Origin of the sequence: Paenibacillus sp. ov031, from assembly GCF_900143165.1 — a bacterium.
GTDB classification, from domain to species: domain Bacteria; phylum Bacillota; class Bacilli; order Paenibacillales; family Paenibacillaceae; genus Paenibacillus; species Paenibacillus marchantiae.
Genome location: NZ_FRDO01000006.1, coordinates 282,537 through 297,142, shown reverse-complemented (window position 1 = coordinate 297,142; position 14,606 = coordinate 282,537). Strand labels below are relative to the sequence as shown.

Below are 14,606 nucleotides of genomic sequence, written 5' to 3'. Positions count from 1 at the left end.
GAAAGTTATGCCCTAACTGAGGTGATATCGATGAAACATTTACTTCCAGAATTAATGACCTTATTACGTACAGATATGAATATCCTGGATTCGGGCCTCTCCATGCCCGCCATCCCTTCAACCACTGGACTGGCAGACGCCATCCCCCTTTTCAATACCAGTCCTTACCTGTTAGTGCAGGATGATGGACCTCTATTGGGCTATATCGCTGTATCCGATATTCTGCAAGAAATGATGCATGCCCATCGGCTTTTGGAGGCTTATTTCGAGACAACACTGGAGACAGCAGGCTCAGCTCTGACATTGATTAATGAAGAAGCAAAGGTGACCTACTGGACATCGGGTGCAGAGCACGTTTTTTCCATCAACAAAAAAGATATCATCGGCAAACCGGCAGCGGATTTCTTTCCCCCGGATCGCCTTCAATCGCTCAAAACGTTATATACAGGGGAAACTGTGTATCGAAAGCAGCACCAGCCAAGGCCCGATCTATTCGCCCTGATTAATGCACGTCCAGTGCAACTCGATGGACGTATTGTAGGCGCGGTTGCCGCCGAAGTGGATATAACAACCGAAATTCGTCTGCATCAAGAGTTATTACATATGACATCCAAAGTCCAGCATCTGGAGAAAGCCGTTGCCCGTCTACGCCCGGATTCCGATCCGTTTGCCAGAATCAAGGGTAGCAGTCCGGTAATCAACCATTGTCTGGAGACTATTCGCAAGATCAGTACTACCTCAGCTACCGTGCTCATTCTAGGAGAGAGTGGAACGGGCAAGGAGCTATTCGCCAAAGCCATTCACGACCTGCGTGAACCGCAAACAGCTCCGTTTATTGCCATTAACTGCGGAGCTATTCCTGGTTCATTATTTGAGAGTGAGTTATTTGGCTACGAGAAGGGTGCATTTTCAGGGGCTGATCCCAAAGGAAAAAAAGGGAAAATTGAACTGGCCGAAGGCGGTACGCTCTTTTTGGATGAAATAGGTGAAATGCCGCTGGAGCTTCAGGTGAAGCTGTTGCGTGTATTGCAGGAGAAAAGTTACTTCCCTGTCGGTGGAACACGCATGAAACAGGCAAGCTGCCGGATTATCGCCGCAACCAATCAGAATCTGCTGGGCATGATCGCCCGCAATCAGTTCCGGGAAGATCTCTACTATCGATTGAATGTCATTAACCTCGTCATCCCTCCCCTGCGTAAGCGCAAGGAAGATATTTACGAGTTGACACAGACCTTCCTGCAAGAGTTTTCCTTGCTCTATAATCGTCATATTGAATTGGTCCCTCCCGAGGTGTTCAAGCTGTTATTCCAGTATGACTGGCCGGGTAACGTACGGGAATTAAGAAATGTGATTGAACGGATCACCATTCTCACCACGGATGGCGAGGTCAAGCCTGAATATCTCCCTGACACCTTCATTTCATCCATTGATCAGGCACAATCCATATTGAACGAGACAGTGCAGCTTCATCCACAGCCTGGCCTGGAATCAGGCTCGTCTTGTTTACCTGGCAGCTCGGACCCAGCTGTTTCAATACATGAAGGAGAACAAGACGAGTCGCAAGATACTTCCACCCTATCTTATCAGGAGCAGTTGGACACCTATGAGTCGGAACTGCTGCTGCAATATCTGAAAGCCGCCGGAGGCAACAAAAGAACGCTCGCCCGGCAGCTCGGCATCTCCAGAGCAACGCTCTATAACCGCATGAAGAGGCTCGGTCTATGACCAGCCTCTTCTTGTCGTTATAACGGTACTGACGGAACCCCATTGCCACCATCATCCAGATAGAAGAACCGGCCGACTGGTTAGTGGAAACGAATCGTTAATGCTTCAATTTCACTAACCTATCGACCTTACTTATGTAACCCTGGATTTTATATGATTCCATCAAAAAAACACGCAGGACCAGCTCTAAAGGCCGGTTACTGTGTGTTTTTTGGTTTATTCCAATGATATTAATTTCCGATAATGCTAATTTCCAATGAAATTATATTATGCTTTCTATCACCTATAGCACTCTTGCCAGTCTGACCAAAGCCGCTCGCAAATGCCGATAGAATGTGGCACGACTCATCGAGCATGCTTGCGCTGCGGCAGTTGGATTGCCAGCATGTGTCCAATAGGCCGTGTATAACAGCATCTGATCCTGCTGGGAGATACCATGAACCCGGCCCTCCAGCAAATCCAGGATATGAGTCTGTAATTGAATTCCATCCGTCAAGCCATTCACTCGCGCTGCGTACCCATGCAATTCTCCGGGAGAGTGCAGATGAGTCAGCATTTTGCGTACATCCTGTTCGGACCAGGGAACCTGACTCACGCCAGATGTCCCCTGTTGTAACCCGCTGCTCTTTGTATCCGGACCCAAAAGGGACATCACCCAGTCACCGAATTGCCCGCTACGTAAATCCAGATCCAGCACAGATGCCTGATCTTCATACAGGTCACATAAACGAGTACGTGCTCTTTTACTCCGAAAACCAATGTTCTGCAAAAACAGCTTCAGATACGGATTGGTTGCGACCAATATGACCCTGGCCCCTTCTCCCAGTAGTGACAGCCGATCCAGCGACATATAACCCACAAGTTCTTCACGTTTGTAACCTGGCACATCATCCCTTGCTGCAGCGAGTACCGCAAAGTGAGTATCCGTCTGGTCCGGATCACAATCCAGCTCTTCTGGTGTGAAACATTCCTGCATTTCGGCCGGAAAATATTTGCATAACATTCCACTGCTCTCCCCGTGCACGAGCACCGTAATGAACATCGCGATCGGATCGCCCCCCTTGTCACGCATCAATACAACTCCCTCAGGATAACGCTGTGCAAGTTCGTCTAAAAAAGCTGGATAAGACGGCGCCTGCCAGGGCTCCACACTATATTCACACCACTGTTGGAGCAATTTGTGCAACGCCGGCAAGTCTTCCGCTCGCATCACTTCCATCGGAGAAAATAGTGAATCTGCCGATACATCAGCGTACTTTCGATGCTGCAGCATGGATTCCTGACACAAAAGGAGCATTTTCCTGGTAATCTGGCGTCTCTCATGTGGATCCGCTTGTTCATGGAGCGGCTTCAACAGCCCCGCTATTCGCACACGCATGGCTTGCAGACGCTGTGGTTCACGTTGGCGGAAATCCCGAAGCAAATGCAGTCTGGCCATATCATGCAGCGCCAAACCATTAGGACCGGAACGGATAAATGACATACGCCTCAGGACGTTGTATTCCTCAAGCGTCACCTCTGTTTGCAGCACAGATGCCAACAATTCCTGATTCGCCGTTTCCAGCAGCGTTAATACCTCTACCATCGGGTGCAGCCGGGGAAGCGTCAATTCAAGCAGCAGTCTGGCACTAATCATCTGAGACAATTCAGTCCAATCGGAGATAGGAATATTCCTGCGCTGATCCGCTGCCTCCACAGCAAGCGCCAGCCCGAGCGGATGTCCATCCGTCATACGTGCAATCGTCCCCGCTATGCTCCTGTTCAATGATCCTGCCACCGCAATGTATTCGGACACTTCTTCACCCGTAAAATGTTGAAGAGGCATCTGCACGAGGCGCTGCCGCAACCTTGGATGTGTCCGCCATGCTGAAGCCGGCTCCGGTCGTGAGGCCAGAATAATAAGTACTCCATATAACGGGAGCTTGGATACGAAGACTTCCATAAACCAACTCTCCAGAAGAGCCAGCTCCTCATAATTATCCACAGCAAGGACCAGCCGCCTCTGAACTGAAGTTTCACTCAGCAGGCTTAATGGCCGCTTGTTACCATCACTCCCCATTGTCTCAAGTCCCAATGTAGAGGAGAGATACTCCAAAAAAACTGACGGTGTAGAGCCGCAGGATCTGCCATCCATCCATATGGCAGTTGCCCCCTGGTTTCGAGCAATGGACAACATCTCGGACAGCAAGGATGATTTACCGATCCCCCCCATGCCCGTAACTGAAAAAATGGTTAAAGGTGCTTCCGGATTGCTGAGCCATCGGTCCAACAGCATCAGTTCCTTGGCTCGACCCACAAAACGTTTTCCATGACCATAATGGCTGTCGTATTGAATCTCACTACTGTTTTCCATCTGTGTCCTCCGTACTAGATACTGGTACTTTCCCTTAACCGTATTTTCTCACAAGTTGAGACTATATTGAGACGCACAGTTACATGTGAAGTGATAAAATCTAGATAAAAGCCAAATTATAGTAAAATACACAAAACAGCTGTATGCAAACGTTTAACACTGGGTACATACATCTTTCATGAGGATGTTCAACATATTCGCCATTCCGCTAATCGAGCACACCAATCAAGTGGGCATTTGATGTGATTCAGAACGCTGAAGTCCATAAGCAGCTACTATTTTCAAAACTTCATGCTTCCCTTTCAGAACCTATACAGCCCGATATTCCAGGAAAGGCGGATTTGTGTGAAAAAAAACCTCGATATCTGTAATCTGAGCGGACAACTAGGAATCAACCGTGAACGACTTGATGAATGGTTGCGTCAAACCGATGTTTCATCCAAAAAAATGGAGACGGGAACTCTTCCAGAGCGCAGCTCTTCACCATACCGCTTGGCTGCTCCCACCTCACTATCCCTTGCACCTTCCTCTGGCCAACCGAGACTGTTTCGCGGCCGCCGTCCGGATTCTGGCAACCCTGTATTACCGAGAGCATTACGACAAACTCGTCGCATCAGTAAAAATTGCTAGACTGTGCATGTTTTTCAATAGTGCACAGTCTAGACTGTCTTCCAGCCTGATCCATCAAGACGAAAAATCATGTTCCTCCTCGATCATGGCATGAGCAAGCAGCGCCATCTCCAGGCAGATTCTTCTTTCCTGATCCATAAAATCAGGTCCCATTAATTCTTCTAACTTCTCCAATCTATTGTACAGAGTTTGCCGATGTATGAACAATTGAGCAGCTGCATCCCGCTTGGAACCGAAGTTTTGCAGAAAGGCATCCAAGGTCTCCACCAGCCTTAGATGATGTGTCCGATCATATTCAATCAGAACACCCAGATGGTCATTCACAAAAGGCTGCAGAAACGATTGGGGCAATGCTTTTAACATTTGATATATACCCATACGTTCGTAAAAATGAATATGTTCTAGCCGATCTACGGATCGTGAAACTTCGATGACCTGATACGCTTCCCGCAGACTGTCTGGCAATCCTGTTAAACGGTTACGCACCTTGCCAAATCCGGCATGGATCGTAACCTGCTTCAGGTTGCGACTCGCAAATCTCTTCACATCAACAATAGTTCCTTCAAGTGACTTTACCAGTTGATTTCGTGTGGATGTCTTGCTCTCTTCCCTGGCACAGCATACATATACCTGATTATTTTTCAGCATGATGAGGCTGGCCAGATTGTTCTTTTTGAGTAACGAACGCAGCAGAACCAGAATATCCTGATGGTTGGTTTCCATTCGCTCACGGCCGATGCCTTTCAGACGGTGCTCCATCTCAATAACCCCGCCGGCAAACCAGTACTGTCCCTTTACCAGCAGACGGAGCCCCATTCGGGTCTGCGCCTGCTCTTCATGAAGAATGTTACCGTTCATCAGATCCTGGATCAGTTCATTCTGGTTGCGTACCATCTTCTCCTCCAAAAACTGCGACCGCAGAGTCAGTGCCGCCGCAGCCTTTGCTGTATAATCGAGCAACAGCTTAAGATACTCAACGGGTGCTGAAGGATGTACAACCATGCCTACCGCGGAAAAAACCTGACCAAAACATACGACCGGGTGACACAGTAACACCTGTTCCTCATCCAGATGGAACCATAACTCCGTGTCTGAATCATTGAGATCCAGATGCTCAACCTCCTGTTCGTACCATGTGTAGATCGCTTGCTGTGTCTCGGTGGGTAGTTCCGGCACAAAACTGCCCGGTTCCATGGACGAGATATACACAACCGGTTTGGCCGCGTATTCATGCAGAAGATGAAGTACAGCCGGCATGTCTGTACTCTGTAATGTTCGCTGCTGAAGCTGACGGGAATAGGTTTCCAGACTCTTCAGCAGTTGGTGTTGATGATTAATAAGCAAAGCGTGAATATCTTGCGTGATCTCAACAAAACGTACCGGTTGCTCAAACACGATAAGTGGGAATTGATGCCTGTCAGCCAGTTCAATCAATTCTTCGGGAATGCCATGAATGCTCGTACCAAATTCCACGCAGAGCCCCGCCGCTTCGCTCCGGATTAACTGGAGCAGATATTCTTCGCGCCCTTCTTCCGATTGAAGCCATAGTCCAGTGGATAAAATAAGATCATGGGGACTTACAAATGGAGAAACATTGGTAATCTCCAACACATGAACCCATCCAACCTGACGTAATGTTCCTTCTTTCCCCGCAGCAAGCCGGGCTTTGGCAAAGACGGGGCGAGCCAGAATATCCTTTATCGTAAACACGCGGTCATTTCTCAATATCGATCCCTCATAGTGTCATTTTTTCTTACATTATAAGCGATGGGCAAATGTCCTGAATAGTCTTTTCTCGACATTATGTTGAATCAATTCTTCAAAACATAGACATGAGGTAAGGTGCAAAACGATGATCCAGGTCATAAACTTGTAGTATAAGCTAACAACCATTAAATGGACGAGGTGCATGGCGATGAGAATCGGAATTCCGAAAGAAATCAAAAACAATGAAAACCGTGTAGCAATGACCCCAGCTGGAGCTGCTGATTTTGTCAGAGCCGGACATCAGGTCATGATCGAACGTGGCGCAGGATTGGGCAGTGGATTCACAGACAACGAATATCAATCGGCTGGAGCGGAGCTTCGGGATACAGCTTCAACTGTGTGGGCTGAGGCAGATATGATCATCAAGGTCAAAGAGCCCCTTGCCAGCGAATACGCCTATTTTCGTCCTGGCTTGATTCTCTTCACCTACTTGCACCTCGCAGCGGAACCTGCACTGGCAAAGGCACTGATTGAAAGCCGGGTAACCGCCATTGCGTACGAGACACTGGAAGTTAACGGTACGCTGCCTCTGCTCACACCGATGAGTGAAGTTGCCGGACGGATGTCGGCTCAGATTGGAGCGCAGCTGCTGGAGAAAACGGAAGGTGGCAAAGGCATTCTGTTATCCGGCGTACCCGGCGTAAGCCGTGGCAAGGTCGTCGTTATTGGGGGCGGCACGGTGGGCACGAATGCCGCCAAAATCGCGATTGGTCTGGGTGCGGATGTGACCATCCTCGATTTGAATCTGAATCGTCTGCGCCAGCTGGATGATATTTTTGGCAATCAGATTCATACGCTGGTATCGAGTCCATCCAATATTGCGTCGGCTGTTGCGGCTGCCGACCTGCTGATCTGTGCGGTGCTGATTCCAGGCGCCAAAGCGCCAACCCTAGTCAGCGAGCAAATGGTCACCACCATGGCACCCGGTTCGGTCATTGTCGATGTGGCGATTGATCAGGGCGGAATTGTGGAGACCATTGATCATATCACGACCCACGATGAACCGACCTATGTGAAGCATGGTGTGGTGCATTACGCGGTAGCGAACATGCCGGGCGCGGTGCCGCGCACGTCTACGGTGGCGCTGACCAACGCCACCATGCCTTATGCGCTGCAGCTGGCGAACCACGGTGCAGCCGCCGCGATTCGCGGCAGTTCGTCCATTCGCAGCGCGATAAACGTGCTGAATGGACATATCACGTATGAGGCGGTTGCCCGGGATCTCGGGCATGCCTATGTTCCCGCAGGACAGGCGCTGGAGAACACCGCCGCGGTCCAGTAATCTTGATATGATCGTTCCACCTGGCGCCTTGCCGCCGGCCTGTGGAACGTAATAGAAGCGCCAGTCCGGGCAGATCCTGTCCAGGCTGGCGCTTCTTGTTTTATTTTTACATGAAATAGGAATGAGATCTGAAGATGCTTCGGGTGGCGCTCTATACTACACGTTCGCTGCACACCTCACGGAAATTACAGTCCCGGCAAGCGCGGCGTGAAGGCATTGGCGTGAAATACGAGACGTCCTTAGGACGGTTGTAATACTCATCATCCACACAGGAGCGCATCTCCGCAATATACCGCCCCACGTTCTCCTCCACCTTCAGGATATCCTCTTCCGTTGCCGTAAACTCTCGGTGTGTCCCGGTTAACAGGTACTCCACCCGCAGCTCAATCTGCTCCAGTGGAACCCGGTAATGCTCCCTCACATAGGATGCGTACAGCATCAACTGATCCGAGAAGTCATCCTCCTTGCCCGTTTTCCAGTCCACAATGACGATGTTGCCGTTGCTGCGACGATATAACAAGTCCATCTTCACATACACACGCGTATCGTGCAGCATCATCGTATCCCATTTCTCAATCTCCAAAATATCCGTACTCGCACGGGACAGGTCCTCCCACGTGAGCGTCTGGTACAGATTGCCGACACAGGCCGAGGCTCGTTCTTTGATCGTGGCAATCCGGTCATTCAACGTGTCATCCCCGTAATACATCTCGGACAACATCACCCGGTTCTTGGGGTCGAGCCGCCACTGATCCTGATCCATGGATTCCACATACGCCTGATTCAGCAGCTTGCGCATCGTCCGTTCCAGGAAGTGCTCACGAGGTTTATCCTTGCCTTCTTCCCTGCTACGTACCGCCGATTCACACATCCGATGTGCGAGGTCACCGAATACGAGGTATAGATTACTGAGCTGCTTCAATCGATACAGACGTACCTGCATCTCATCAGCCGACTCTGCCTTCCAGCCGTTATGGGCTCCATAATAATGATAATAATATTTGCGCAGGCACTCATCGAACATACTCGCCCGCGACTGCGAATAAGACCACTGCGGGTATTGTGCCATAAGATATTCTGCCTTTCTGTATGCCGGATCTGCATGAGATCCCTTAATGCTCACAGTATATAGGAAAGGGCAAAAACGCCGCAAGCACCCTTCCGTAATTTTCTTCTATCCGCAACCGTTTCCGATTCAATGCGTAACGTTTATATAGTAACATCACCAAAAGATGAAATTACAACGTAGAACACATACTATACTAAAAGAGTACAGTATTTTGCAGTTAGACAGATGAATTGTACAGGCATATCCTAAAAGGAGGCACCACCCATGAATCGACCGGATTGGTTCCAGGCGGAAGAAGCATTACAACAAATCCAAGTCATCGGAAGCGACCGGAATGAGCTCGTGAACATCATTGGCCATGTAGAAGGACTGAATTGTATTGGTACAGGAACGGATGCGGCGGTATTTACGTATGACGGCTTGCCACAGTATGCCTTCAAGATGTACTCAGATCATGCCCTGGACAAACTTGAAAATGAAAAACAGGTATATGAGCAGCTCAAAGGCCTGCCCTACTTCCCTACCTATTACGGCAGCGGCCGGAATGTTCTTGTGATTAGTTTTGAAGCGGGAGATACCTTGCTCGAATGTCTGGAAAAAGGAATCCCGGTCCCCGAGCAGGTCATGCTCGATGTGGACGAAGCTCGTGAGGCAGTACGCAGCCGTGGCCTGAATCCACGGGACATTCACCTGAAAAATGTAATTCTCCAGAATGGACGCGGAAAAGTCATCGACGTCTCGGAGTATATTCAGGACGGCAACGATAATCGCTGGGAGCATCTCGTCTGGGCCTATCACAATATTTATCCACGGATCAAAGGTACGCCCATCTCCCCACGCATGCTGCAAACGATCAAATGGGGATACAATCAACTGGATCAGGCCAATATCAAATTGGACGACCTCTCCAAGAAGGCCAACCGATTATTCTCGAGATTCATGAAATAAGCAATGTTTATAAAACAGATCAAATGTTTGTTCTGATATCTGATATTCATAAAATAATCCGGATTACTCGCACATCTCTGGCGGTGATCCGGATTTTTGTTTGTACCCTGTTGACGCAAGGCCTTCCTATTTTAACCGCCCCTGCGAGGGTGTCATCCCTTTGTATTGTTTATACAGCTTCGTAAAATAGTTAGCATTATCACAGCCAACCTGAGCAGCGATCTCGGTAATGGTAAGGCTGCTCTCCTGCAGCAACTGTTCGGCTTTCGTCATTCGGCACCCATTCACATATTCTACAAAGGTGCGTCCAGTCAGTTTTTTGAACATTTTGCAAAAATGATACGTGTTCAGACCCACCTGACCGGCTGCCTCGGTAACGGATATTTTCCCTGTTGGCTCCGCTTCAATCTGCTCAATCAAATGTTTGAAACGTTCCCGATTGGGAAAATACGATCCCTTTGTTTTATCAGGAAGCTGGTGTGGCATAAATGTACGGGCAAGCAGTGTGAACAAGGCATGCAGCTTGGATTTCACAACCAGTTGGTAGGCAAGCGGCTGTGAGGCCATCTCCTCGATGGCTTCATCCAACAGGGAGTAATAGCCTTGGCAAGCTATGTCGAGCTCCGCCGGTTTTACCGGGAACCTTACCTTCCCCTCCAGATAGGGAGCAACATATTTCAAGTGAACGGGATCATGGGTAAAATCATGAAATAATGCACTGTTGAGCACAACCGAATCAAAATGGATATCCCCTTCCTCCAGAGCATACCCAACATGCAGCGCCCCTCCAGGAATGATAATAACCTCACCTGCTTGAGCTACATAAGGCCTGCTGTCGATATGAAACAGTGCACTACCCTTCCGCATAAAAATCAGTTCAAAGTGTTCATGCCAGTGCAAGTACAGAATACATTCTTCCATTTTCATTCCCCAGCAACGATTCTGGAACAGCTGAAATGGATGAGATTTATGGTCAATGCGGGTGTTTTCGTGAAGCGCTTTCAGATCCAACACGCTGTCTCCTCCTCTCCCCACAAGATCAGACTAATATTGCACAAGATTGTATAGAGCCATCCGGCAGATGCCCGGCTATAATGAGTGTGTCACGAAGTACTATAAGCCAATATTGGAGTGAAATACAACCATGAATAATCCGTTACGTATAGGCACACTTGTAGGTGGACATGACGCAGTCCGCGTCATTCCACAGATTATGAAACATGGCTTCGAATCATTCAATCTGACCTTCTGGCAAACGACTGGTGATCTGGACCTCGCCGAGACAGCCAAACGTGTCCGTGAAATCGTGGACGAACAGGGAATTGTCATCTCTGCAGTAAGTGTGTTTGGCAATCCGCTCACCGGAGCCGGAGATAATGCCGATACACTGGCCAGTTGGGAACGGGTGATTGACCATGCCCAGCTCTTCGGAGCGGATATCGTCTCCGGGTTCACCGGACGACTGACCGATCAACCGATTGACCAATCGATTCCACGGTTCAAGGAAGTGTTTGGAGAACTGGCACGCCGGGCTGCAGACCGGGGTGTACGCATTGCTTTTGAAAACTGTGATATGGGCGGTACATGGCAGACGGGTGATTGGAACATTGCGCATAATCCAACGGCCTGGGAGATGATGTTCGATGCAGTTCCTGACGAAAACATCGGATTGGAATGGGAGCCATGCCATCAAATGTCCAGCCTGATCGACCCGATTCCGCAGCTACGCAAGTGGGCGCCTAAAGTGTTCCATGTGCACGGCAAAGATGCCACCATTGCCTGGGACATCGTCAAAGAATATGGCGTGCACGGCCCACGAGAATTCGTCTGGCACCGTACGCCTGGATTCGGGGATACCAACTGGTCCGACATCATTACGATTCTGCGCCAAAACGGGTATCAGGGAACGATTGATATTGAAGGCTGGCATGATCCTGTCTACAAAGATGAACTCGAAATGACCGGACAGGTGCACGCTTTAAAATATTTGAAACAATGTCGTGGTGGAGATTTTGTTCCCAATCCGGTATAGAAACGGGATTAACATTGAGTTGCATGATATCCATTGCAAGAGCATAAAAAATGAAAAGCATAAGGAGATGATAGGATGAGTCATCCTTATCGGGTAGTTGTGGCAGGCTGTGGGGCCATGTCCAACACCTGGGTTGATTACGCCATGCAAAGACCGGACACGGAAATTGTAGGGCTTGTCGATCTGTATGAACAGACTGCCGCCGCACTCGCTGCACGGCACGGCCTCTCCTGTCCCACGTTTACGGATATCAGTGAGGCCATTCAAGCAACTGATGCCAACATCGTATTTGATGTCACCATTCCAGCGAGCCATCACGGCATCGCCATGACAGCGTTACAACAAGGATGCCATGTATTTGGGGAAAAACCTCTGGCGGAATCCTTCTCTGACTGTGAAGATATTGTTCAGACTGCACGCCGTACGGGCAATATTCAGGCTGTGATGCAAAATCGCCGTTTCGATCCACGTATTCGCGCCTATCGGCAGTTGATTTCCGACGGAACGATTGGCCAAGTCGGTTTTGCAGGGGCAGATTTCTTCCTGGGTCCACATTTTGGAGGATTCCGTGACCTGATGGATAGTCCATTGCTGCTGGATATGGCGATTCACACCTTCGACCAGGCACGTTATATTCTCGGTGCCAACCCGGTCTCGGTGTACTGCCACGAATTCAATCCTCCGGGGTCCTGGTATCAAGGCAATGCGATGGCACTATGTATCTTCGAAATGTCCGATGGCTCCGTGTTTAACTATCGCGGGTCCTGGTGCGCAGAAGGTGTACCTACTTCATGGGAAGCATCCTGGCGCGTAACCGGAGAAAAAGGAACCGCCATCTGGGATGGCAATGATGACATTTATGCTGAAGTTGTCTCGGCGCAACATCTGGATGCGGAAGGAAAACCGTCCTTTTTCCAGCCGTGTGAGCGGATTGAGGGATACCTGCCCGTCATGGAGAAAACCGGACATCACGGCTGCCTCGAAGACATGTTCGCAGCGCTGGAATCCGGGCAACTGCCTGAGACCGATTGCAGTGACAACCAGTTCAGTATGGCCATGGTGCTCGCATCCCTCGAAAGTGCCCGCACAGGGCAAAAGGTGCTCATCGCCGATCTGCTGAAAACCACATAGCGAAGCGCCTATGTACTTGAATTAAATAAAGCCCAATCTGCAAAAGTTTAGCAGTTTGGGCTTTATTGTTTTTTATCTACTTCCTTTTCCTATACAAGGTACAAAAAAAGTTTCTGATAAAACGCGAAGTAGTGCAGGGAACGAAATCGATTTTGAAGAAACGAAGTGCTCGCCTTTATCACCGGATTTCCCCTACAAAGGGAATCAAAAAATCCGGGGATAACAGCGATCGAAAGAACGATTCGTAACCGAAACGGCCGCTTTACGAGGAGTAAGCAATCTTTTTTTACATGTATCTTTTATAGGATTCCTTTTTTCATTGCCTTGTACACAAGCTGCGAGAAGAGGCTGTTCGACCAAGCAAACCAGGGCCTTGTGAACGTGTTTGGATCATCCGAATGAAAACCTTCATGCATGTACCCAGTGCCTGCATCCGTGTTCTCCAGCAGATCAATCATCTCCAGCATTTCCTTATCATTGTCTGCGGTCAGACCTTGCATGGACAGCGCCATATGCCAGACGTAGCCGGGAGGAGTATGAGGACTGCCGATGCCTTTGGCTGCTTGTCCTTCATAATAAAACGGATTTTCCTTGCTCAAAATAAAGCGCCGTGTATTCTGGTACACGATGTCCTCGGTGGAAGCATACTCCAAATACGGAATAGACATAAGTCCCGGGGTACCTGCATCATCCATTAGGCAAAAGTTGCCGTAACCATCCGTCTCATAGGCATAAATCTGCCCATACTCGGGGTGACGGTAAGTACCGTATAAGGAAATACCGTGTCGTATTTCTTCTTCCAAATGAGCCATCTCGCTGACCAGCTTCTCATCTCTGAAAACCCACCTCGCAATCTCCCCCATTTGACGCAAAGTCACCGCTGCAAACATATTTGCCGGGATATTATAATGAAAATCACATGCATCATCACTAGGACGGAAACCGGACCAGATCATCCCGGTATAGTTTACCGGCATCCCCAATCCTTCGTTACGGAGCGTATCATGGGCTGGACAATTCCGGCGCATGAATCGATATGGGGACTGTTCACCATGACGCTGCTCCGTTTTCCACAGACGTACTACGCTCTCCATCACCCTCTTGAAACGCTCGTCAAATATATCCGTCAATTCCGTCTCACGCCAATACGCATAGGCGAGCCGCATAGAGAAACAAAGTGAATCCAGCTCAAACTTGCGTTCCCACACCCAAGGCGACATCTCTGTCTCATCATTCGCATCCCAATGCCATCCATTAGCCGTTTCGTTAAACGCATTGGCATAGATATCGATGTCCGCATAGAATGTATGCCGTTTGATCAGCCCGCCAATGATCCGCTGCAGCTGTTCGTCTTCCTTTGCCAGCGGAACGTAGTGCATCACCTGCTCCACTGAATCACGCAGCCACATTGCCGGGATATCCCCTGTAATAACAAAGGTTGTCCCATCATCCAATAGCTTTGTCGTCGTTTCCAACGTGTTGGGAAAACAGTTACGGAACTGTGCCAGCAATCTGGGTCTATGTTGCAGTCGTTCCTCGGCCTCGGTAAGAATGTTCTGCACAGCTTGCGGTAATTCCAGATGCGGCATGGGGATTTTCGGTAATCTGAACTGTTCCATGGATGTCGTCTCCTTTGAATTGAAGTTTCCATATTTGTTTGCATCGTTTC

The 14,606-nt window shown here is 49.1% G+C and carries 11 protein-coding genes; 6 read left to right on the top strand and 5 right to left on the bottom strand.

Features of this window, described 5'->3' with window-relative positions; genetic code table 11:
• Positions 1–30: 30 nt before the first annotated feature.
• Positions 31–1,725, top strand: coding sequence for a sigma-54 interaction domain-containing protein (locus tag BUA17_RS23460; RefSeq protein WP_072735196.1), 1,695 nt, complete (start codon positions 31–33; stop codon positions 1,723–1,725).
• A 283-nt stretch (positions 1,726–2,008) separates the two neighbouring features.
• Here BUA17_RS23460 and BUA17_RS23455 read toward each other — a convergent pair whose 3' ends face one another.
• Positions 2,009–4,078, bottom strand: a complete 2,070-nt coding sequence (locus BUA17_RS23455; RefSeq protein ID WP_072735195.1) for an nSTAND1 domain-containing NTPase — start codon at positions 4,076–4,078, stop codon at positions 2,009–2,011.
• Between the two features lie 345 nt (positions 4,079–4,423).
• Between BUA17_RS23455 and BUA17_RS30950 the strand changes: the two genes are divergently transcribed.
• Positions 4,424–4,708, top strand: a complete 285-nt coding sequence (locus BUA17_RS30950; protein WP_139295722.1) for a hypothetical protein — start codon at positions 4,424–4,426, stop codon at positions 4,706–4,708.
• Between the two features lie 54 nt (positions 4,709–4,762).
• On the opposite strand, the gene BUA17_RS23445 is transcribed toward BUA17_RS30950, so the two are convergent.
• Positions 4,763–6,433 carry a PucR family transcriptional regulator gene (locus BUA17_RS23445; protein WP_072735194.1) on the bottom strand — a complete coding sequence of 557 codons (1,671 nt, stop codon included), beginning with the start codon at positions 6,431–6,433 and terminating at the stop codon, positions 4,763–4,765.
• 190 nt (positions 6,434–6,623) lie between these two features.
• Here BUA17_RS23445 and ald point away from each other — a divergent pair, with 190 nt between their 5' ends.
• The gene (gene ald, locus BUA17_RS23440) at positions 6,624–7,757 is read left to right on the top strand and encodes an alanine dehydrogenase (RefSeq protein ID WP_063567665.1); all 1,134 of its coding nucleotides are present in this window, start codon (positions 6,624–6,626) and stop codon (positions 7,755–7,757) included.
• A 151-nt stretch (positions 7,758–7,908) separates the two neighbouring features.
• On the opposite strand, the gene BUA17_RS23435 is transcribed toward ald, so the two are convergent.
• Positions 7,909–8,826, bottom strand: a complete 918-nt coding sequence (locus tag BUA17_RS23435) for a PD-(D/E)XK nuclease family protein (protein ID WP_072735230.1) — start codon at positions 8,824–8,826, stop codon at positions 7,909–7,911.
• A 264-nt stretch (positions 8,827–9,090) separates the two neighbouring features.
• Between BUA17_RS23435 and BUA17_RS23430 the strand changes: the two genes are divergently transcribed.
• The gene (locus tag BUA17_RS23430) at positions 9,091–9,774 is read left to right on the top strand and encodes a serine/threonine protein kinase (protein ID WP_072735193.1); all 684 of its coding nucleotides are present in this window, start codon (positions 9,091–9,093) and stop codon (positions 9,772–9,774) included.
• A 126-nt stretch (positions 9,775–9,900) separates the two neighbouring features.
• Here BUA17_RS23430 and BUA17_RS23425 read toward each other — a convergent pair whose 3' ends face one another.
• Positions 9,901–10,788: a helix-turn-helix transcriptional regulator gene (locus BUA17_RS23425; RefSeq protein WP_072735192.1), complete on the bottom strand. Its 888-nt coding sequence runs from the start codon at positions 10,786–10,788 to the stop codon at positions 9,901–9,903.
• Between the two features lie 130 nt (positions 10,789–10,918).
• Between BUA17_RS23425 and BUA17_RS23420 the strand changes: the two genes are divergently transcribed.
• On the top strand, positions 10,919–11,806 hold the full coding sequence (locus BUA17_RS23420; protein WP_072735191.1) for a sugar phosphate isomerase/epimerase family protein: 888 nt from the start codon (positions 10,919–10,921) through the stop codon (positions 11,804–11,806).
• A gap of 75 nt (positions 11,807–11,881) precedes the next feature.
• On the top strand, positions 11,882–12,937 hold the full coding sequence (locus BUA17_RS23415) for a Gfo/Idh/MocA family protein (RefSeq protein WP_072735190.1): 1,056 nt from the start codon (positions 11,882–11,884) through the stop codon (positions 12,935–12,937).
• A gap of 299 nt (positions 12,938–13,236) precedes the next feature.
• Here the strand turns inward: BUA17_RS23415 and BUA17_RS23410 are convergent, their stop codons facing one another.
• Positions 13,237–14,556 carry a glycoside hydrolase family 125 protein gene (locus tag BUA17_RS23410; protein WP_072735189.1) on the bottom strand — a complete coding sequence of 440 codons (1,320 nt, stop codon included), beginning with the start codon at positions 14,554–14,556 and terminating at the stop codon, positions 13,237–13,239.
• Between the last annotated feature and the right edge of the window lie 50 nt (positions 14,557–14,606).